Source organism: Kitasatospora sp. NPDC088160 (assembly GCF_044741445.1).
GTDB lineage: Bacteria > Actinomycetota > Actinomycetes > Streptomycetales > Streptomycetaceae > Kitasatospora.
Map to the genome: position 1 here is coordinate 83,116 of NZ_JBIUSS010000017.1, position 20,924 is coordinate 104,039.

The following is a 20,924-nucleotide window of genomic DNA, read 5'->3' on the forward strand; positions in this document are numbered from 1 at the left end:
CTTCGTATCGTAGGCGGAGGCCGTTAGCGCGAACCGGCCGTCCGCCCGAACCGGCCGGGCGGACTGGCCGAGCGGACCGGTCAGGCGAACCGCTCGATCGCGGTGAGGACCGCCTCGGTCATCGCCGGACTCCCGGTGTGCCCGGACTCGTCGATGACGGTCAGTCGGGCCTCCGGCCAGGCCTGGACCAGCCGCCACGCGGTGTCGAGTGGCGAGCCGAGGTCGAGGCGGCCGTGGATCAGTTCGCCTGGGATGCCGGTCAGCCGTCCGGCGTCGCGCAGCAGTTGGCCGTCGGCCAGGAACGCGTGGTGCGCGAAGTAGTGCGCGGTGATCCGGGTGAACGCCATCAGCGCGTCGGTGGGGCGGTCGCTGTAGGCGTTCGGCTTGCCCAGCGCCTCGTGCGCGATGACGGCGTCCTCCCAGGTGGCCCAGGCGTTCGCGGCGGCCCGCCGGACGGTCTCGTCCTGGTTGTTGAGCAGCCGGCTGTAGGCGGCCACCAGGTCACCGTCGCGGTCGGCGGCCGGCAGGAAGTTCCGGAACTCCTCCCACGGGCCGGGCAGGAAGCGGGCGACGCCCCGGTAGAGCCAGTCGGTCTCCTCGGGGCGGGTCGTGGTGACGCCGCAGAGCACGATCTCGGAGACCCGCTCGGGGTGGGCCTGGGCATAGGCGAGGATCAGCGTCGAGCCCCAGGAGCCGCCGTACAGCAGCCACTTCTCGATGCCGAGGTGTTCGCGCAGCCGCTCCATGTCCGCGATCAGCCGCTCGGTGGTGTTGTGCTCCAGCCCGGTCGTCGGGTCGGCGGCGTGCGGCAGGCTCTGTCCGCAGCCGCGCTGGTCGAACTGGACCACGTGGTACCGCTCGGGGTCGAAGTACCGCCGGGTGCCCGGCCGGTGGCCGGATCCGGGTCCGCCGTGCACGATCGCGGCGGGTTTGCCAGCCGGGTTGCCGGAGGCGTTCCAGTGCATCCGCTGACCGTCTCCGACGTCCAGCAGGCCTTGCGCGTAGGGCTCGTAGTGGGGGTGCAGCTCGGGCATCGCGGAACTCCTCCGTGGACGTGCGGCCGGACAGACCCTAGCGGGCGCTCGCAGGCCGGGCCGCGGATTTTCGGCGGGCCCGGGGCGGGGTCCGGTCGGCCGGGCCCGCCGTGGTGGGGTCAGCGCCGTTCGGCGGGCAGCAGGGTCGCGAGCCCGTCGAGGACGCGTTGCACGCAGAACTCGAAGCGGGTGTCCATGTCGGGTTCGGTGAGGTCGTCGGCCAGGGCGACGAGGTTGGGGAAGGTGTCGGCGGGCAGGGCGCGGAAGCGGTCTCCGGTGGCGTCGGCGATGTCCCGGCGACTGGTGCCGAGGACTTCGGCGGCCGAGATCGGGGACTGTTCCTGGAGGACGAACCCCTGGACGAAGGCGCCCAGCAGGTAGGTGGCCATGGCGGCGTCGGCGTCGGAGAAGCCGGCCGCGCGGAGCCGGTCGAGCTGGTCCTCCATCAGGCCGAGCAGGTGGGGGCCGGGGGAGAGGCGGCCCGAGACGACCTTGGCGGCGTCGCGCTTGTCGAGCAGCAGTCGGCGGTAGCGCCAGCAGTAGGCGTGGAACTGCTCGCGCCACCCGCCCTCGCGCGGCGGGGGTTCGGCCGAGGCCATCACCGCGTCGGTGAGCAGGTCGAGCAGTTCCTGCTTGTTGCGGACGTGCCAGTACAGCGAGGCCGCCTTGACGCCGACCTCGGCGGCGACCTTGCGCATCGACAGCCCGTCGAGGCCGTCCCGTTCCAGTACCCGCAGCGCGGCCTGGGTCAGCGCGTCCCTGGTCAGCGGCGGTGTCGTGTCGTCGTTCTCCGGCATGGCTGTGCGGACGCCTCCAGCGGTCTCATCCGGTCGCGAGTCTCGTGGCGACTGCCCGTGGCGAGTGCCCGTCGCGAGATCCCGCTTGCAATCTAACACCGTTAGGGGCACTCTGTGCGTGCCGCACCACTCCCTAACGCTGTTAGGGGCCAGGAATCGGGAGGGTTCCCATGCAGGAGTCGAGCGCCCGGCGCAAACGGCTCGCGCTACTGACGCTCTGCGTCACCATGTTCATGTCCATGCTGGACAACGTCATCGTCAACAACGCCCTGCCCCGCATCGGCCAGGACCTGGACGCCGGGATCAGCGGCCTGCAATGGGTCGTCGAGGGATACAGCCTCGTCTACGCCGGGTTCGTGCTGACCGGCGGCGCGCTCGGCGACCGGCACGGCCGCACCCGGATGTTCCGGTTCGGCCTCGCGCTGTTCACGGTCGGCTCCGCGCTCGCCGCGCTCGCCGGAACGATCGGCCTGCTGGTCGGCGCCCGGATGCTGCAAGGCGTCGGGGCCGCGCTGCTCACCCCGGGCAGCCTCGCCCTGCTGCGCCACGTCTTCACCGACGAGCGCGAGCGCGCCAGGGCGATCGGCCTCTGGTCCGGGGTCTCCGCGTTGGGTCTGTCGATCGGCCCGGTGGTCGGCGGGCCGATGGTCGAGCACCTCGGGTGGGCCAGCGTGTTCTGGATCAACGTGCCGATCGGCGTGGCCGGACTGGTGCTCGCCGCCCGCGTGCTCCCGGACATCCCCCCGCGTGCCCGGCGGATCGACCTCGGCGGCCTCGTCCTCTCCGCCGCAGGCCTCGGCCTGCTGGTCTACGCGCTGATCGAGGGGCCGACCCGTGGCTGGACGGACACCCGGGTGCTCCTCTGCGGCGCTGCGGCGCTCGTGCTGCTGGCCGCCTTCCTGGTGCTCGAACTGCGCCTCGCCGAACCGATGCTGGAGCTGCGGCTGTTCCGCGACGGCGCCCTCGGCGGCGCGCTGCTCAGCGGCTTCATGGTCAGCTTCGGGATCTTCGGCGCGCTCTTCTTCCTGCCGCTGCTGATGCAGGGCCCGCTCGGCTGGTCCCCGTCCGACGCCGGCTACGCCGGGCTGCCGATGACCGGGATGATCGTCGTCGCCGCCCCGCTCTCCGGCCGGCTGACCTCGCGGTACGGGCCCCGGCTGCCGTTGGTGCTCGGTCTCGTGCTGTGCGCGACGGGCCTCGGCGGGCTGTCCCTCTACGGCGAGCACGCCCACTACGTCGAGTACCTGTGGACCCTGTTCGCGATGGGCCTCGGGATGGGGATGACCTTCACCCCGGTGTCGATCGCGGTGCTCCAACGGGTCGCCCCGGCGCAGACCGGGATGGCCTCGGCGAGCATCAACACCCTGCGCGAGCTGGGCGGCGTCCTCGGGATCGCGGTGCTCGGCGCCGTGCTGACCAACCGGATGACCGGCAGCCTGACCGCCGCCCTGCACCGGCTCGGCGTGCCGCCGGACGCCGTCGGCCCGATCGCGGACGCGCCCGCCGGGGCGGGGCACGGCGGTGGCGGCGCGGCCGCCGTGCTGCCCGGCCCGGTCCAGGACGCGGTGGACGGCGCCTTCATCGAGGGCCTCCACCTCGCGGCGCGCTGCGGTGCGGCCGCGCTCGTCGTCACCGCCGTCCTGGTCGCCGTCCTGCTGGGCCGGGCCCGCCCGCTCGCCCAAAGCGGCACCGGCCTCCCGGAATCGGCCCCCGACTCGGCGTCGGCCCCCGGCCCCGGCCTGGACTCCGACCTCGGCCCGGACTCCGACCCTGGCCCCGACCTCGACCCGAACTCCGGTCCGGAGCCGCTGGCCGAGGCCCGGACGGTCCGACCGACCTGACGGGTCCGACCGACCTGATCGGTCTGACCGATCCGCGTGCCGACGCCGCGTCAGCGGATGCCCTCGACCGCCGCCTGCGCCGTGCGGGCCAGTTCCCGGCGCGCCCCCGCCCGGGTGGCCTGCGGCGCGGGCGGCGGAATCGGTGGCAGGAACGTCACGTCGGCGACCAGTCCGCGCACCGCGACCACCCGGGCGAGCGAGGTGAGCAGTCCGTCGTCGCCGATGAAGGCGGGCACGCTGGTCGGCCGTCCGTCCGCCAGCCGGTAGCGGATCGTCACCGGCTGGACGAAGGCGCCCGCCTCCACCGCCGCCTGGAACAGCGCGGGCCGGAAGCGGCCGCTCTCCCGTCCGCACCAGGTGGACCCCTCCGGGAAGACGATCACCGGCTGGCCGGCGCGCAGCACCTCGGCCACCGTCGCCACGGTGTCGGGCAGCGCGCGGAGCCGGTCGCGGTCCAGGAACACGGTGCCGCCCCAGGCGATCAGCGGCCCGAGCACCGGCCACCGGCGGACCTCGGTCTTGGCCAGTGAGCGGCCCGGGCGGCCCGCCGCGATCAGCGGGATGTCCAGCCAGGACACGTGGTTGGCCACCACGAGCGTCCCGCCGCCGAGCGCGCCGCCCGGCGTCCCGAGGTGGACGGTGACGCCGAGGGTGTGCAACAGGACGCGCGCCCAGAGCCGGATCAGCCGCTCCCGGGTGCCGTGCGGGAGGAGGCGCAGCGGCAGGCTGAGCAACACGCCCGCCAGCACCACCGCCAGGCAGGCCGCCAGCCGCAGCGCCCGCCGGGGGTGCGAGACGGCGGGCGCCGTCTCGGCCAGGCAGGTCTCGGGCCGGCAGGGGGCCGTCGGCAGCCAGACGCTCATGATGAGGCGCCGAGGGGCCGGGCGGGCAGTCCGGACAGGAAGTGCCGCAGGTAGCGCGGGTCGGTGCGCTCCAGCGACAGCAGCACGTACAGGTCGACGCAGTCGAAGTCCGGGTCGTACGCGGGCTCGCCGCAGACCCAGGCGCCGAGCCGCAGGTAGCCGCGGAGCAGGGCGGGCAGCGCGCCGCGCTCGGCGCGCGGCACGCCGGTGGCGTCCCAGCGGCGGCGCGGGGTGACCCGGTACTGCTCGGGCGCCAGGTACTTGGCGCTGACGGTGTCCCAGACCCGGGCCGCGGTGGCGCCGCCGTCGTCCAGCGGGATCGAGCAGCAGCCGCCGACCCAGGTGTTGCCGGTGTCGGCGAGGTAGCGGGCGATGCCGCCCCACATCAGGTTGATGACGGCGCCGTTGCCCCGGTGGTCGGGGTGGATGCAGGAGCGGCCGAGTTCCACCAGGCCCGGGCGGACCGGGGCCAGGGCGGAGAGCTCGAACTCGCCGTCGGAGTAGAGCCGTCCGGCCCGCCGGGCGGCCTCGGGGCGCAGCAGCCGGTAGGTGCCGACGACGGCGCCGTGCTCGCCCTCGCGGACCAGGAGGTGGTCGCAGAACTCGTCGAAGGGGTCGACGTCGAGGCCGGCGACCGGGCTGTGCAGGACGGCACCGAGCTCGGCGGCGAACACCTGGTGGCGCAGCCGCTGGGCGGCGCGCACGTCGTCGGCGTCGCGGGCGAGGGAGACGGTGTAGGCGGCCGGGGCCTGCGGCCGGCGGGGGGCGGGGACGGCGGGGGCGTCCTGGGTGGGGGCTACTGCGGTCGGAGCGTACGTGGGGACGGTGGTCATGGCGGACCCTCCAGGGCAGCACGATCGGCGGCGCCCTGGATCGCCAGGGCACCGGCCCGGCCCGCAGGCGTTGGGCCTGCACGCGAACCGGTCCCCGTATATCTCTCCGAGCCGGTTGGCATCCATGTTGCGGCGCGGCGGAGCGCAGATGTGCAACTGCTGAATGGGACCACCCGTCGCCTCCCGGTCATCTGCCGGGCACCGGGCGCTCGCCCGCCGGGGGTGGACAGCCCGGGCGCCTGTGCGCCCGGGCCTGCCACCCTCCCCCGGGATTCCCCCGGAACTCCCGTGGACGGGTGTGGTGTTGCGCGCGACCGGCGTGCTCCGAGAAGCGCGCGCCCCGGCGGGGCCTAGAGGGCCTGCCAGCCCTGCGGGTCGACGTCGCCCGGGATGACGGGCGCGGGGCCGTAGGGTTCGCGGGTGAGGACGAAGGAGCCGAGGTCCAGGTGGCTGACGGTGCCGTCGGCGGCCCGGACCACCCGCAGGGTCTCGCCCGTGTAGTAGTTGTCCAGCCCCGTCCAGGTGCCGTCCGGCTCGGCGCGGAAGCGGGAGCTGCGGGCTCCGCCGACGAGCGAGGTCAGTTCGAGGCCGCGGTCGGCCCGCAGCCGCAGGGCCTGCGCCGAAGTGCCCCAGTACCAGGGGCCGGTGAGGGCCAGCAGCTCCTCGTCGACCTCGGGCAGCGGACGCCAGGGTTCGGGCAGCCGGGGCTCGTGCTCGGCGGTCAGCGTGATCAACTGGGCGGCCACCAGGGTGGTGCCGGCGCCGGTGGTGGCGTTGGACAGGGCGATCGCGGCCAGGCCGTCCTCATCGCTGACCCACAGTGCGGCGGTGAAGCCGGGCATCGAGCCGGTGTGGCCGTACAGCACCCGGCCTTCGTGGCGGCGCAGTTGCAGGCCGAGGCCGTATCCGGAGGTCCAGGCCGTGTCGTCGGGGCCGGTGGCGGGCCGGCGCATCTCGGCGAGCGAGTCGGCGGCCAGCACCTTGTCGTCCCCGGCGGAGAGGAAGGCCGCCCAGCGGGCCAGGTCGGCGACGGTGGACCAGAGTTGGCCGGCCGGGCCCATCAGCCCGGTGTCGGTGAGCGGCTCCGGCAGCATGACGTCGGCCCACGGGTGGACGGCGAAGCCTCCGGCGTGCGGGTGCTCGGGCAGCAGGGTGGTGCGGTCCATGCCGAGCGGTGCCAGCACCTCGCGCCGCAGCACCTCGCCCCAGGGCTCGCCGCGCAGCCGCTCGACCAGCGCGCCGAGCAGCGCGTAGCCGGGGTTGGAGTAGTGGTGGAGGCGCCCGGCCGGGTGCTTGATCGCGGTGCCGGGCTCCAGCAGGTCGTCCAGTCCGGGCCGCAGGGAGCCGTCGGTCCGTTCCCACCAGGGCCCGGGTGTCTCGGCGGCGAGTCCGGCGGTGTGGGCGAGCAGTTGCGCGACGGTCGCGCCGTCGGCCGGGGTGCCGGGCAGGTGTCGGGCGAGCGGGTCGGCGAGGTCGAGCAGGCCCTCGTCGCGCAGCCGCAGCACGAGCACGGCGACGAAGGTCTTGGTGAGCGAGCCGATCCGGTACTGGACGTCGGGGGTCGGCGCGTGTCCGTCGATCATGCTGCGGGCGCCGCTCCAGACCAGTCGGCCGTCCCGGACCACTCCGGCGGCCAGGGAGGGCGTGCGGCCTTCGGCCTGGGCGACGGCGATCCGGTGCAGCAGGGCGCGGCGGGTGGTCGGCAGCAGTTCGTCGGACTGATCGGTCATCTGATCCTCTGAATCCTTCGGCGTGGTCCGGCGGGGAGGCCCGTCGGCGTGGTCTGCCACGAGATCCGCCGACGAGACCGTCGGCGAGGTCCGCAGGCGAGGGCCGCCGGCCAACACGGACGGGCAGCAGACGAACCCAACCTAGCCAGGCCGCTCCGAAGGATCCACCCGTTATCTCCGCAAACGCCCCGCGATCGCCCCGTGAACGCCTCGCGATGTCGCCGCCGGGCCGGTCAGCCCGGCAGCGGCGGGAGTTCGGGCCGCTGCAGCCAGGCCTCGAAGACCGGGGCCAGCGGGGCGGCCGCGTACCGGGAGGCGTGCGCGAGCAGGTCGGCGGTGCCGACGACGCCGTGCCGGTGGATGCTCGTCCAGTCCCGCAGCATCGCGAAGAAGGCGTCCTCGCCCAGCGCCCGCCGCAGCGCGTGCACGGCGAGGCCGCCGCGCTGGTACAGCCGGTCGTCGAACATCAGCCTGCGGCCCGGGTCGGCGAGCCTGAGGTCCTGCGGGAGCCCGGCCAGCAGGCCGTGCGCGGCGGCGGCGTGGGTGGCCGCGGCCGGGCCGCCGGCGTGCTCGGACCACAGCCACTCGGCGTACTTGGCGAAGCCCTCGTTCAGCCAGATGTGCCGCCAGTCGGCGATCGTCACGCTGTTGCCGAACCACTGGTGCGCCAGCTCGTGGGCGATCAGCCGCTCGCGCTCCCAGCCGCCGCCGAGGTGGTTCGTCCCGAAGGTGGCGACGCCCTGCGCCTCCACGGGGACGTCCAGTTCCTCGTCCGCGACGACCACCGCGTACTCGCCGAACGGGTACGGCCCGAACACCTCGCCGAAGTACGCCATCATCTCCGGCTGCCGCCCGAAGTCCCGGGTGAACGCGGGGACCAGCCGCTCCGGCACGTAGCCGGTCTGCGGCACGGCCGGGCGGGCCGCCAGCGGCACCGGCCGGTAGTGGCCGATCGACACCGTCACCAGGTACGGCGAGGTCGGCGCGCTCTGCTCGTACACCCAGGTGGTGCTGGACGCCCGGGTGGTGCGGGTCAGCAGCCGGCCGCTCGCCAGCACGGTGAACGGGGACGGCGTGGTGACCGCGATCTGGTACGTCGCCTTGTCGGCGGGCCGGTCGTTGCACGGGAACCATGACGGCGCGCCGATCGGCTGGCTGGCGACCAGCGAGCCGTCGGTCAGCTCCTCCCAGCCCAGGCCGCCCCACGGGCTGCGCACCGGACGGGGGTTGCCGGTGTAGTGCACCTCGACGGTGAACGCCGCCCCCGCCGCCAGTGCCCTGGCCGGACGGATCCGCAGCTTGCCGGCGCGGTGGGTGTAACGGGCGGCCTTGCCGTCGACCAGCACCCGCCCGATCCGGAACTCGGCCAGGTCCAGCGCGAACTCGGCCAGCGCCGCGTCCGCCACGGCGCTCAGCCGGGCCGAGGCCGCCAGCCGGTTCGGCCCGGGCCGGTAGTCCAGCACGAGCTCGTAGCGGTGGACCCGGTAGCGGTGGTCGCCGTTGGCCGGGAAGTACGGGTCGGGGGCGCCGGCGGTCGCCGGGACGTGCTTGGGCTTCACGGGGGCGGGCACTTCCTGCGGGCCGGGACGGGTGGTCATGACGTGGGCTGCCACGCCTCGATGGGGTTGCCCAGCCACCGCGTGTCGGCGGGGACGGACTCGGCGCGCATCACCAGCGAGGCCGGGCCCAGCGTGCTGCGCGCGCCCACCGTGCTGCCGGGCAGCACGATGCCGCCCGGGCCCAGGGTGGCGCCCTCGCGGAGGACCACAGTATCCATCCGCATGATCCGGTCGTGGAAGAGGTGCGTCTGCACCACGCAGCCCCGGTTGACGGTGACGCCGTCCCCGAGGGTGACCAGGTCCGCCTCCGGCAGCCAGTAGCTCTCGCACCAGACGCCGCGGCCGATCCGCGCGCCGAGCGCCCGCAGCCAGAGGTTCAGCACCGGCGTGCCCGGCACCGCGCCGACCAGCCACGGCACCGCCAGCACCTCGACGAAGGTGTCCGCGAGCTCGTTGCGCCACACGAAGCTGCTCCACAGCGGGTGCTCCACCGCCCGGAACCGGCCGACCAGCAGCCACTTCGCCGCCACCGCGACCAGGCAGGCCACCGCGCCGGCGCCCAGCAGCACCAGGCCCGAGAGCAGCGCGGCCACGCCCGCCGACCAGGAGACGGACAGCCGGGACAGCACCGCGACGGTCAGCACGCCGAGCGCCCCCGAGGCGAGCACCGGCAGCAGCCGGGCCAGCTCGACCAGTCCGCGCGCCCAGAGCAGCCGGGCTGGCGGCTCGTAGGTCAGGCTCTGGTCGGCCTCGTCCGCCGCGCGCGGCAGCCGCATCGGCGGCATGCCCAGGTACGAGCCGCCCTTCTTGGCCTTCTCCGGCGTCGCCGACAGCACGCCCACCAGGCCCCGCTTGGGCACCGCCCGCCCCGGCGCGGTCATTCCCGAGTTCCCGAGGAACGCCCGCTCGCCGACCTTCGCCTCGCCGAGCCGCACCCAGCCACCGCCCAGCTCGTACGGCGCGATCAGGGTGTCGTCGGCCAGGAACGCGCCGTCGCCGACGGTGGTCAGGCTGGGCAGCGCCAGCACTGTGGACACCTCCGCGCCCCGGCCGACCCTCATCCCGAGCGCCCGCAGCCACAGCGGCGTGACCAGCCCCGCGTACAGCGGGAAGAGCACCTCCCGGGCCCGGTCCATCAGCTGGGTGACGGTCCACGCCTGCCAGCCGACCCGGCCGTGCAGCGGGTGCACCCCGGGGAGCAGACCGCGGCTCAGCAACCGGACGGCGGCCACCAGCTGCGCCGCGTACACCGCGCCGTACGCCAGGGTGGCGGGCAGCAGGCCGAGCAGCGCGCCGCCGAGCGCCGCGCCGAGGCCGTCGCCCTGGTGGACGAAACCGGCGAGGACCGCGAGCGCGGCCAGCGCGGGCGCCACCGGGAGCAGGCCGAGCGCCGTGCCGCTGGCACCGTAGAGCGCGGCCCAGAAGACCCGGTGCGGCGGGCGCTCCTTGGGCCACGCCCGCTCGACGCGGCCCAGCTTGACGGCGGGCGCGCCGCCCCAGCGCTGGCCGGTCGGCACGTGCCCGGTGACGCTGGAGCCGGGCAGTACCTGGGCGCGCTTGCCGACCCGGGCGCCGGGCAGCAGGGTCGAGCGGGTGCCGACCACGGCGCCGGAGCCGACCTTGACCTGGCCGACCTCCAGCCGGTCGCCGTCCAGCCAGTAGCCGCACAGGTCCACCTCGGCCTCGACGGCGCAGCCCCGGCCCAGCTTCAGCATCCCGGTGACCGGCGGCAGCGAGTGCAGGTCGACCTCGGGCCCGACCTTGGCACCCAGCGCCCGGGCGTAGCGGACCAGCCAGGCGCCGGACAGCGCGGTGGCGCCGCTGAGCTCGGAGAGCCGCTCGGCGGTCCAGAGCCGCAGGTGGACGGCGCCGCCGCGTGGATGGCTGCCCGGGCGCAGGCCGCGCAGCAGCAGCCGGGCGCCGCCGGCCGCGATCGCCAGCCGGCCCGCCGGGGTGTACAGCGCCAGGGCGCCCGCGCCGACCGCCCACCAGGAGGCGGTGGGCGCCCACGGGTAGTCGCCCAGGTGGGAGAGCAGGTTGCCGGCCGCCAGCAGGGCGACCGTCCAGCGCAGGCCGACCACGGTGAACAGCGGGATCAGCAGGAGCAGCTGGAGCAGCTTGGCCCGGGTCGGCACCAGGGCGATGGTGCGGGCCTGGCCGCTCTGGGCGGCGGTGCGCTCCAGGTGCCGGGCGAGCTTGCGCAGCGTCGGGTGCTGGTAGACGTCCAGCACGGCGGCGTTCGGGTAGCGGGTGCGCAGCAGCGTGGTGAGCCGGGCGGCGGCCAGGCTGCCGCCGCCGATGCCGAAGAAGTCGTCGCGCGGGCCGCTCACCGTCACACCGAGGATCTCGGTCCACTGCTCGGCCAGCCAGGCCTCGGTGCCGTACAGCTGCTCGCTCGGCCCGGCGTTCTCCAGCTCGGGCAGCGGCCAGGGCAGGGCGGCCCGGTCGACCTTGCCGGAGGTGCGGGTGGGCAGGGTGTCGACCGGCGCGAGCAGCGGCACCAGGGCGGCCGGCAACTCGGCGCGCAGCTTCTCGACGGCCTGCTCGCGGTCGAAGCCGTCCTGGACGACCAGGTAGCCGACCAGCAGCTGGTTGCCGCCGCGCGCGGTGCGGACGGCGGCGGCCGCGCCCGCCACGCCGGGCAGGGCCTGGAGCGCCGCGTCGACCTCGCCGAGTTCGATCCGGCGGCCGCCGAGCTTGATCTGCTCGTCGGTGCGGCCGAGGAACAGCAGGCCGGCCGGGTCGGCCTGGACCAGGTCGCCGCTGCGGTACGCCCGCTCCCAGCCGAGCGAGGCCAGCGGCGCGTACTTCTCGGCGTCCTTCTCCGGGTCGAGGTAGCGGGCCAGACCGACCCCGCCGATCACCAGCTGGCCGGTACCGCCGGCCGCGACCGGCTCGCCGGCCTCGTCGACCACGGCGAGGTCCCAGCCGTCCAGCGGCAGGCCGATCCGGACCGGGCCGTCGCCGGTCAGCAGCGCGGCGCAGGCGACCACGGTGGCCTCGGTGGGGCCGTAGGTGTTCCAGACCTCGCGGCCCTCGGTGACCAGCCGCTGCACCAGCTCCGGCGGGCAGGCCTCGCCGCCGAAGATCAGCAGCCGCACCTCGTTGAGCGCCTCGGCCGGCCAGAGCGCGGCCAGCGTCGGGACGGTGGAGACCACGGTGATCTCCTGCTCCGCCAGCCAGGGGCCGAGGTCGGCGCCGCTGCGTACCTGGGAGCGGGGGACGGGCACCAGGCAGGCGCCGTGGCGCCAGGCCAGCCACATCTCCTCGCAGGAGGCGTCGAAGGCCACCGACAGGCCGGCCATCACCCGGTCGCCGGGGCCGATCGGCTCGTCCTGGAGGAAGAGCGCCGCCTCGGCGTCGACGAAGGCGGCGGCGTTGCGGTGGGTGACGGCCACGCCCTTGGGGCGGCCGGTGGAGCCGGAGGTGAAGATGATCCAGGCGTCGTCGGCCGGCGTCGGGCGGGGGCGGGGTTCCGCGGCCGCCTCGCCGGGGTCGGGGACCGGGCGTTCGCGGTGGACGGTCAGCGCGCGGTCGGCGCCGAGCACCGCGGCGACGCCGGCCTCCCCGAAGACCAGCTGGGCGCGCTCGTCCGGGTCCTCTGCGTCGACCGGCACGTAGGCGGCGCCGGCGGCGAGCACGGCGAGGATCGAGACGTACAGGTCGTTGGTGCCCGAGGGGACCCGCACGCCCACCCGGTCGTCCGGGCCGATCCCGGCGGCGGCCAGCCGGCGGCGCAGCTGCTCGACCTCGGCGGCCAGGGCGCGGTAGCCGAGCACGGTGCGCCCGTCGTCCAGGGCCGGTTCGTCGGGGTGGGCGCGGACGGTGGCGTCCAGGACGTCGACCAGGGTGCGCGGTGCGGCGGCCGGACGGCCCGGGAAGAGGGCCTGCGGCGGTGGGGCCTGTGGCGGCGTGGCGTGGGGTGGTGTGGCTCGGGGTGGTGTGGCGTGGGGCGGCGTGGCGGACTGCTCCGTGCTCGGTTCAGCTGTCATGGCAGCCCGTACGCTCCTCGTCCTCGCCCCGTTCCGACTGATGCCCGGCCCTTCGGGGCGGTGGGAGCACTCGCCTGACCGGGTGACCCCACTCCGGGGCCGGAGCGGACAACCCGACTGATGGTAGCCCCGGGTGCGAGGCGCCGTACGGCCCGACACTTGGCTCAACTAGGCCGGAAATGGCCTGAGCTGACGTTGTGTCAGTCAACAACTGGGTGGGCCTGGCAGTCATGTGACTGGATGTCAGTCGAATTGACGGATCGTCAGGCCTAATTCTCGATCGTGATCCACGCCACAGCGAATGCTGCTCCCTTCGGGTGGCGGGCCCGGCGGCCGGCCCGGTTCCGGCCCGGCCGCCGGGCCCGCCAAGGCGTCGGAGCGGTGTCCGAGAGGCGCCAGAGAGAGACCCGAATGGCGCCCGAATGGTGTCAGGGCGGTCAGCGGAAGCGGTGCAGGTACTCCTGGAGGAACGCCTCCAGGGTGCGCGGGGCGCGCCCGGTGAGGTGGGCGAGGGTGCCGTCGGGTGCCTCCCGGCGGACCGTCGCGAGCTGCTGGATCTCCACCACGTGGGAGGCCAGCCAGGGCGGCATCCCGGCCCGCTCGACCAAGTGGGTGTGCAGCCCGGCCGGGGGCAGGTCGAGGTAGCGGACCGGGCGGCCGAGCAGCTCGCCGAGCAGCCCGGTGAGCTCCGGGTAGCTGTACGCCCGGCCGCCGGTGAGCGGATACGTTCCGCCGGCGAGCTCCGGGCGGGTGAGCACCTCGGCCGCGGCGTCGCCGATGTCCCGGGCGTCGACGTAGTTGCAGCGGGCCTGGCCCATGGCACCGTGCACCACCCCGGCGGCGGCGATGCCGGGGGCCAGCAGCAGCAGCTTCTGCATGAACGCGTACGGCCGCAGCACCGTCGCGGTGACGCCGGACGCGCGCAGGCGCTCCTCGACCAGGTGGTGGCCGCGCGAGACGGCCACGGGGGAGTCCGGTTCGGCTGCGGGTGCGGAGATCTTGACGATGTGCTCCACGCCGCTCTCGACCGCAGCGTCGATCGCGGCCAGCTCGTGCTGGACCTGGTGCGGGCCGTTGGCCATGGTGAGGAAGAGCTGGTGCGCGCCACGGAAGGCTTCGCGCAGGGAGTTCGGGTCGGCGGCGTCGGCCGGGAGCGTCTCGGTCAGTGCGAGGGTCCGGTCGTCGAGGCCGGCCGCGAGGCGGGCGGGGTCGCGGCTGAGTGCGCGGCTCGGTGCACCGAGGGCGGCGAGGCTGCGCAGGGTGGCACCGCCGGTGGCGCCTCCGGCGCCCATGACGACGATCATGAGGTCTGTCCTTCCGGTCGGGTGGAGAGTCGGTGCTGCGGGGATCGGGTCCGGCGGCTGCCGCGCCAGCGCCAGGTGATCACGGTGGCCGCGATCGCCGACGAGACCGGCAGGTCGATCGGAAGGCGGCCGGGCCAGGGGCTGGTGGCGAGCCCGTGGATCTGCGGCAGCCAGTGCGCGGCCGCGAGGCCGATGGCGAGTGCGACGGCTGCGGCGGCCAGGCCGAGTGCGGGGGCCAGCAGGGCGCGCGGTGCCCGGCCGCCCGGGGAGCGGTTGGGTCGGCGTCGCAGGGCGGAGCCGACCAGGGTGGCGACGACGGCCGAGGTGCCGCCGATCGTGGTGGCCGCGGCGATCATCAGCTGCGGCTGGTGCGTGACGGCCCCGCCGATGCCGGCCATCACGGCGGGCATCGCGTAGGCGACGAGGACCTCCCGCCACAGGGTGAAGGGGGGCGGTGCGCCGGGTGCTTTCTTGCTCATGGGCTTCTCCTGCGGAGGTGTTGGGGTGAAGTGATTAGGTGGCTAACTATTAGTGCTTAGGTGCCTAACTATTGGGTCGTGAAGCCGGCGGGCCGCCTTGCGCGGCCCGCCGTTCTCGACCGGGTCAGTCCGCGGTCAGCGCGTCGGCACCCTCGACCACCCTGGCCAGGAGGTCGAGGAAGGTGGCGCGCTCCTCGACCGAGAGCCCGCCGACCAGTGCCTGCATCCGGGCGAAGTGCTCGGGCGCCAGATCGCGCAGCCGCTGCGCGCCGCGTGCGGTGAGGACCACCACGTTGGCGCGGCCGTCCTCGGCGGACGGACGGCGGACCACCAGGCCCTCCCGCTCCAGGCCGTCCACCAGGCCGGTCACGGTCGCCCGCGAGACGCCGAGGTCGGCCGCGAGCTGGGAGGGCGACTTCTCGCCGCCGTGGTCCTCCAGGTCGGCCAGCAGTCGGTAGCGGCCGGTGGAGAGCCCGAACCGGGCGAAGTGCACCTCCCCGGCCTGGCCGATCCGGGCGCCCGCCGCCATCAGCCGGGCCGCGACCAGGATCGCCTGCGGGTCGGCCGTGAGGCCGTAGCGGGCGATCTGGCGGCGCGCCTGGTCGAGAGTGGGGGCGCCGCTGTCGGCGTCGGGGCGTTGTGTCATGAAAGTAATATGGCGCCTCATCAGTTTCCCGGTCAAGTCGACGGCCCGCACCGACCGGGTTCCCGGACGGTGCGGGCCGCGGTGACGCCGGCCCCTCCGGGGCCGAGGGTGGCCGGGCGGTGCGCCCAGGGCGAGTCTCGTCATTCCCGGCGTCGCGCGCCCGGCGGGAACGGCGGGACACGTCCTACGCGGCGCGGCGCGCGCCGCCGTCCGCACCTTCCTGGCCGACCAGGGCGTGCCCGACCCCGACGGGCGGACCGCCACCCTGCTGGCCTGGGTCGACGGACTGGTCTTCGACCGGCTGGTGGGCGGCGGGGAAGTCCGCGTGGACGAGGTCCAGGGGCTGGTGGCGGCTGCGCTGCGCGGGACGGCCGGACGGTAGGGCGTTTCTTCGAACTCCCGTCGCTTGGAGGCAGTTTGAAAAGGCGCCCCCGGCGGGGTGTGGCGGCCTCGCCGCACGAAGTGCCGTAGGGCGGCGCTCCGGCGGCCCGGATGCGGCGGTGGCCGGGGTGGTGGCTCGGTGGTGACGAGCAATCAGGTCAATCAACCGTCAAGTTGGTTCATTCACAGAATAATCCGGTCGCAAAGTGGACGGCATCGAAACATTTACGCTGCTTCCAGGTCTTCACATGGAGATCTCAGACTGACAGGCTGGGGCCGCCCTTTCAGTACTGAGGAGGTTCCTTGTCCCGTATATCCACGCTGGCCGGAGCGGTCACCTGCGCCCTCGCCCTCGTCACCGGTAGTGCTGTCGCGGCATCGGCAGCGCCGATAGACCTGGCGCCGGGTGCGGCGGCCGAGGCGAAGGTCGCCGCTGTCAACTGGACCCCGTGTAACCCCGACCCGAGCAAGCCGGACCCAGGTATCTACGACTGTGCCGTGTACCCGGTTCCGCTGGACTATGACAACCCGTCGGGTGAGAAGATCGGCATCGCCATGATGCGCCGGCGGGCGAGCGACCCGTCCAAGCGGATCGGCTCGCTGTTCCTCAACCCGGGCGGCCCGGGTGGTAGCGGCTACCTGTGGGCGACCACCACCCGGTTCGGTACCGAGGTGCAGTCGCGCTTCGACCTGGTCGGTTTCGACCCCCGTGGCGTGGCCCGGAGCAACCCGCTCAAGTGCTTCAAGACCCAGGAGGACGCCGACGCGGTCAACGGCCGCATGGTCGGCGTGCCGGTCACCAAGGCCGAGATCAACGAGACGCTGGACGCGGACCAGGACTACACCGACGCGTGCAGCAAGAACGCCGGCCCTCTGATCGAGCACATGTCGACCATCAACGTGGTCCGCGACCTCGACCGGATGCGCCGCGCCGTCGGCGACTCCCAGCTCAACTTCGCCGGGTTCTCCTACGGCACCCTGATCGGCGCGACCTACGCCGGGATGTACCCGAACAAGGTGCGCACGATCATCGTCGACGGCAACGTCGACCCGAACCTGCGCCTGCACGACGGCCTGGAGTACGACCGTCAGCGGGCGGGCGGCTTCGAGCTGGCCCTGGACGAGTTCCTGAAGCGCTGCCAGGCCGCCGGCGCCCCGCGCTGCGCCTTCGGCGAGGGCGACACCCGGGCCAAGTTCGACCAGCTCCGCGACCACCTGCGGACCAGCCCGGTCACCCTGCCGAACGGCTCCCAGGTGACGCTGAGCACCTTCACCAGCGAGGTGGCCAGCGCGCTGTACTCGCAGGCCAAGCTGGCGCCGCTGGCCAAGTCGCTGCAGGCGACGTACCAGCTGGTCCAGAAGCCGGCCGCGAACACGCTGATGGCGCCGAAGGCGACCGTCTCGGACGACGACGCCAACATCCTCGCGGTGAACGCCCCGCGGGCGCTGCGCGAGGCCCCGGCCGACTCCGAGTACACCGCCGACGACTCCTACATGGGCGTCAACTGCCAGGACAAGCCGTACCCGTCGAACGACCGGGTCTTCCCGAACGTCGCCAAGGCCTGGGAGAAGGAGTCGCCGACCTTCGGCCGCTACCAGGCCTTCGACGCGCCCGCCTGCGCGAGCTGGCCGGCCCCGGCCCGGGACGCCGAGCGCTTCAGCGGCCCGTGGAACAAGAAGACCTCGAACACCGTCATGGTGATCGGCAACCTCTACGACCCGGCCACCCAGTACAAGTTCGCCCAGCGGATGCAGCAGCAGCTGGGCAACGCCGTGCTGGTCAGCGTGGACTCGATCGAGCACTGTGCCGTCGGCCGCAGCCAGGCGCTGAACGCGCTGGTCACCCGCTACCTGGTCGACGGCACCGCGCCGAAGCCGGGCCAACTGCTGAAGCCGGACGCGGCGATCTTCCCGGCGGCCTGACGGGGCTGAGCGGCCTGACGGGGCCGAGCGGTCGGCCGGTGCCGGCCCGCGCGGCCCGCAAGGCCCGCCCGGCAGGACTGGCCGCGCGGCCCCCGGAGGCCTGAGGTACGTGTGAACGGATGTGGTGGTCGGCGGCGCCGGCCACCACATCCGCGTTTTCCGGCCGAGCCCCCGGAGGACGGCGTGAACGCGGACGGCCGTGCGAAAGCGGATGACGGCGCGAACCGGGTATGCGGCGTGAATGCGGCGGTGGATCGCCATCCGGCCCTCCTCGGAAACGAGTTCTTCTCGGATTCTTCTCGGATGTCGGGGACCGTAGCCGATACCACTGACACTGATAGTTCAATCGGCCGCCGGGCCCGCAGCGGCCTGGGACCTGCGCTGATTCGTCCAAAATGACGTACTGTCACACTAGTTCGTTAAAGGATTCCCACCCTCGAATACCTGTGTTAGCGTGCCGCCGCCAGCTTCTCTCATCGCCGAGAAAGTGAGGTCGGGCCATGGAGGGCGCATTCTCCCGACGGGGATTCCTGGGCACCGCCGGTGCGGCGGCGGCCGGGGTGTCCGGCGGCTCGACGGGCACGGCGGCCGCGGCCGGGGCGCGTCGGGAGCCGCCGGATGGGCGGTCGGTCCGGCCGGGCGATCCCCGCTACCGGACGCTCGGCCAGGGCTTCAACCAGCGCTGGCGCAGCAGCCCCGCCCACATCCGCCTGGTGGCCGACGAGGCCGACGCCGTGGGCGAGTTGAACCGGGCGCTGGACCACGGGATGCGGCCGACCGTCCGCGGCGGCGGCCACTGCTACGAGGGCTTCGTCGACAACGACGGGGGCGTCATCCTCGACCTCAGCATGATGCGGGGTGTCGTCGCCGCCACGGACAAGTTCGGCCGTCCGACGTACTGCGTGGAGGGCGGGGCCACCAACTGGGACGTCTACACCACGCTCTTCCGCGCGTACGCGGTGACGCTGCCGGCCGGGTCCTGCTACTCGGTCGGCGCGGGCGGGCACATCTGCGGCGGCGGGTTCGGCCTGCTCTCGCGGCGGCACGGGCTCACCGTGGACCACCTGGTCCAGGTCGACGTGGTCACCGTGCGGGGCGGCACCGCCGTGGTGACCAGGGCGCACCGCGACGACGGCGAGGGCTCCCCGGAGGCGGACCTCTTCTGGGCCCACACCGGGGGCGGCGGCGGGAACTTCGGGGTGGTGCTGCGCTACCACTTCGCGGTCGGCGTGCCGAAGCCGCCGCCCCGGGTCTGGCTCAGCAGCGTCGCCTGGCCCTGGGGCGAACTGGTGGAGCGGCCCGGCGACTTCGAGACCCTGGTGCGCAACTTCGGCGCCTTCATGGCCGAGCACAGCGGCCCGCGGGAGCCGACCTACCAGGGCCTGTTCGCGATCCTCAAGCTCACCCACCGCTCCAACGGGAACGTAGTCCTGGTGAGCCAGTGGGACGGTGACGACCCGGGGCCGCTCGACGCGTTCCTGGCGGCCGTCGAGCGCGGGATGGCGACGCGGTCGGTGGTCCAGACCCACAGCGCCGGCGGGCTGTTCCTGCCCTACCCGGAGAAGCGTCGCCAACTGCCCTGGTTCCAGGCCACCATGACGCTCAACCCGTCGGGCGACAACCAGCGCGGCAAGTACAAGTCGGCCTACCACCGCGAGCCGTTCAGCCGGGCCCAGATCGCCACCTTCTGGGACTGGCTGGTGCGGGACGTCGAGGGCGTGGACCTCACGAAGACGCTGGTGCAGATCGACTCCTACGGCTGCCGGATCAACACCCGCGGGCCCGAGGAGACCGCCGTCCCCCAGCGCGACTCGATCATGAAGCTCCAGTACCAGACGTACTGGACCGACGAGGCCCAGGACGCCGACCACCTGGCGTACCTCGGCGGGCTCTACCGGGACGTCTACCGGGAGACCGGCGGTGTCCCGGAGATCGACACCGCGACGGACGGCGCCTACGTCAACTACCCGGACGTCGACCTGGGCACGGCCGACCAGCCGGACCCGGCCTACCAGCGGCTCTACTACAAGGGGAACTACCCGCGGCTGCAGCGCACCAAGGCATACTGGGACGGCGCGGAGGTGTTCCACCACGCTCAGTCGATCACCCTCCCCGGGGCCTGACCGGGAGGGGGCCCGCCACCGGATGCGCGAGCCGCCGTAGGGGCGCAGGGTCGAGGTATGAGCGGAGTGGTCGTGCTGGTCGAGCTGGAGCCGTCCACCGAGGTGCTGGACGCGGGCGAGGTCGACGTGGGCGCGCGGATTCGCTGGGTGCACGCGGCGCCGCCGGATCCGGACGTGCCGGAGGATCCGGGGCCGGTGACCTTCTGCGGCCTCGACACGGCGGACCTCGAACGGGAGCCCTACCGCCCGGCCGGGCCCGGCGGGCCGTGGTACCCGCCGTCCCAGCGCACCCGGCGGTGCCGAGCCTGCGAGGCGGTGCTCAAGGCACCCTGAACGGGCTCGCGGAGCGCGTCCGGTTCCATCGGTTGCGCCGCCGGGGTGCCCCGGCCCGCCTGTCCGGACAGGCCGGCGCACCCCGGGCCACCCCTACGCGGCCGGCTTCGCCGCCTCCTCGACGATCCGCCCGTCACGCAGCTCGATCACCCGGTCGGCGAGTTCCATCAGCGTCGGGTCGTGGGTGGCGACCACCACGGTGACGCCCTCGCTGCGGACGACGGCGCGCAGCAGCTGCATGATCGAGCGGCCGGTCTCCGAGTCCAGCTGGCCGGTCGGCTCGTCGGCGATGATCAGGCCGGGCTCGTTGGCCAGCGCGCGGGCGATGGCGACGCGCTGCTGCTGGCCGCCGGAGAGTTCGCCGGGCCGCTGGTTGGCCTGGTCGGCGAGGCCGACGAGGGCCAGCAGGGTGTGCGCGCGCTCCTCGCGTTCGGCGGCCGAGACCTTGCGCAGCCGCATCGGCACGCCGACGTTCTCGGCGGCGGTGAGCATCGGGATCAGCCCGAAGGACTGGAAGACGAAGCCGATCCGCTCCCGCCGCAGGGCGAGCCGGCCGTCCTCGTCCAGTTCGGCGAGGTCGGTGCCGTCCAGGGCGATGCTGCCGGCGGTCGGGGCGTCCAGGCCGCCGACCAGGTTGAGCAGGGTGGTCTTGCCGGAGCCGGACCGGCCCTTGAGCGCGGCGAGTTCGCCGCGGCCGACGGTGAAGGAGACGCCGCGCAGCGCGTGCACGGTCCGCTCGCCGGTGCCGAAGCTGCGCCGGAGGTCGGTCACGGCCACCATCGGGGCGTTGGTGGTGGCGGTGGCCTGAGGCTGCGTCATTGAGGCTTCCCCCTGTGTGTGTCTACCCAGTGTCTACGGACGGGTGGCGCCACGGGTTCACGGTTTCGGGCGGCGATTTCCGGGGTGCGGGTCGGCGTTCCCAAAGGCGTGCTGTGGAGCCTGAGTTATGAAATGTTCATGGCATTCTGGCGGGCGCCCGAAGTGCGGGTGCTGCCAATGCAAGGAATTTGCTCATTACTTACTTGTTAGCGCAAGTCCCTTCCGTTCCTGGATCGAATCTGACAGAGTCGTCCGCTATCCGGTGAT

Annotated in this window: 16 protein-coding genes; 5 read left to right on the plus strand and 11 right to left on the minus strand. The window is 73.9% G+C overall.

Features of this window, described 5'->3' with window-relative positions; genetic code table 11:
* Window positions 1–80: 80 nt before the first annotated feature.
* Complete coding sequence (pip, locus tag ACIOGZ_RS25710) at window positions 81–1,034, minus strand: prolyl aminopeptidase (RefSeq protein WP_363629686.1); 954 nt, start codon at window positions 1,032–1,034, stop codon at window positions 81–83.
* A gap of 119 nt (window positions 1,035–1,153) precedes the next feature.
* Entirely contained in the window at window positions 1,154–1,831 is a 678-nt protein-coding gene (locus ACIOGZ_RS25715; protein WP_363585587.1) for a TetR/AcrR family transcriptional regulator C-terminal domain-containing protein, read from the minus strand.
* Between the two features lie 170 nt (window positions 1,832–2,001).
* Here ACIOGZ_RS25715 and ACIOGZ_RS25720 point away from each other — a divergent pair, with 170 nt between their 5' ends.
* A complete protein-coding gene (locus ACIOGZ_RS25720; RefSeq protein WP_363629688.1) occupies window positions 2,002–3,672 on the plus strand; it encodes an MFS transporter in 1,671 nt (556 codons plus the stop codon).
* Between the two features lie 50 nt (window positions 3,673–3,722).
* Here ACIOGZ_RS25720 and ACIOGZ_RS25725 read toward each other — a convergent pair whose 3' ends face one another.
* The 8 genes from ACIOGZ_RS25725 to ACIOGZ_RS25760 all read right to left on the minus strand — a co-directional run bounded on the left by ACIOGZ_RS25725 (window position 3,723) and on the right by ACIOGZ_RS25760 (window position 15,078).
* Window positions 3,723–4,535 (minus strand): lysophospholipid acyltransferase family protein, encoded by an 813-nt coding sequence (locus ACIOGZ_RS25725; RefSeq protein ID WP_363629690.1) that lies wholly within the window; start codon window positions 4,533–4,535, stop codon window positions 3,723–3,725.
* A complete protein-coding gene (locus tag ACIOGZ_RS25730) occupies window positions 4,532–5,368 on the minus strand; it encodes a GNAT family N-acyltransferase (RefSeq protein ID WP_363585584.1) in 837 nt (278 codons plus the stop codon). Before ACIOGZ_RS25730 ends, ACIOGZ_RS25725 begins: the two co-directional genes overlap by 4 nt.
* A gap of 350 nt (window positions 5,369–5,718) precedes the next feature.
* Window positions 5,719–7,098: a serine hydrolase domain-containing protein gene (locus tag ACIOGZ_RS25735; RefSeq protein WP_363629691.1), complete on the minus strand. Its 1,380-nt coding sequence runs from the start codon at window positions 7,096–7,098 to the stop codon at window positions 5,719–5,721.
* Between the two features lie 233 nt (window positions 7,099–7,331).
* Window positions 7,332–8,711 (minus strand): M1 family metallopeptidase, encoded by a 1,380-nt coding sequence (locus ACIOGZ_RS25740; RefSeq protein WP_363629693.1) that lies wholly within the window; start codon window positions 8,709–8,711, stop codon window positions 7,332–7,334.
* Entirely contained in the window at window positions 8,693–12,649 is a 3,957-nt protein-coding gene (locus tag ACIOGZ_RS25745; RefSeq protein ID WP_400987481.1) for a Pls/PosA family non-ribosomal peptide synthetase, read from the minus strand. The genes ACIOGZ_RS25740 and ACIOGZ_RS25745 overlap by 19 nt, the downstream gene beginning before the upstream one ends.
* A gap of 437 nt (window positions 12,650–13,086) precedes the next feature.
* A complete protein-coding gene (locus ACIOGZ_RS25750; protein WP_400987483.1) occupies window positions 13,087–13,953 on the minus strand; it encodes an NmrA family NAD(P)-binding protein in 867 nt (288 codons plus the stop codon).
* Entirely contained in the window at window positions 13,950–14,432 is a 483-nt protein-coding gene (locus tag ACIOGZ_RS25755) for a hypothetical protein (RefSeq protein ID WP_400987485.1), read from the minus strand. Before ACIOGZ_RS25755 ends, ACIOGZ_RS25750 begins: the two co-directional genes overlap by 4 nt.
* Window positions 14,433–14,556: 124 nt before the next feature.
* Window positions 14,557–15,078 (minus strand): MarR family winged helix-turn-helix transcriptional regulator, encoded by a 522-nt coding sequence (locus ACIOGZ_RS25760; protein ID WP_400987487.1) that lies wholly within the window; start codon window positions 15,076–15,078, stop codon window positions 14,557–14,559.
* Window positions 15,079–15,220: 142 nt separating this feature from the next.
* Here ACIOGZ_RS25760 and ACIOGZ_RS25765 point away from each other — a divergent pair, with 142 nt between their 5' ends.
* From ACIOGZ_RS25765 to ACIOGZ_RS25780, 4 genes are all read left to right on the plus strand, one after another.
* Entirely contained in the window at window positions 15,221–15,460 is a 240-nt protein-coding gene (locus tag ACIOGZ_RS25765; RefSeq protein WP_400987562.1) for a hypothetical protein, read from the plus strand.
* Between the two features lie 302 nt (window positions 15,461–15,762).
* On the plus strand, window positions 15,763–17,382 hold the full coding sequence (locus ACIOGZ_RS25770; protein ID WP_363585578.1) for an alpha/beta hydrolase: 1,620 nt from the start codon (window positions 15,763–15,765) through the stop codon (window positions 17,380–17,382).
* Between the two features lie 500 nt (window positions 17,383–17,882).
* Window positions 17,883–19,505, plus strand: a complete 1,623-nt coding sequence (locus ACIOGZ_RS25775) for an FAD-dependent oxidoreductase (RefSeq protein WP_400987489.1) — start codon at window positions 17,883–17,885, stop codon at window positions 19,503–19,505.
* Window positions 19,506–19,562: 57 nt separating this feature from the next.
* Window positions 19,563–19,838: a hypothetical protein gene (locus ACIOGZ_RS25780; protein WP_400987491.1), complete on the plus strand. Its 276-nt coding sequence runs from the start codon at window positions 19,563–19,565 to the stop codon at window positions 19,836–19,838.
* Window positions 19,839–19,931: 93 nt separating this feature from the next.
* Here ACIOGZ_RS25780 and ACIOGZ_RS25785 read toward each other — a convergent pair whose 3' ends face one another.
* Window positions 19,932–20,657: an ABC transporter ATP-binding protein gene (locus tag ACIOGZ_RS25785; protein WP_363585575.1), complete on the minus strand. Its 726-nt coding sequence runs from the start codon at window positions 20,655–20,657 to the stop codon at window positions 19,932–19,934.
* Between the last annotated feature and the right edge of the window lie 267 nt (window positions 20,658–20,924).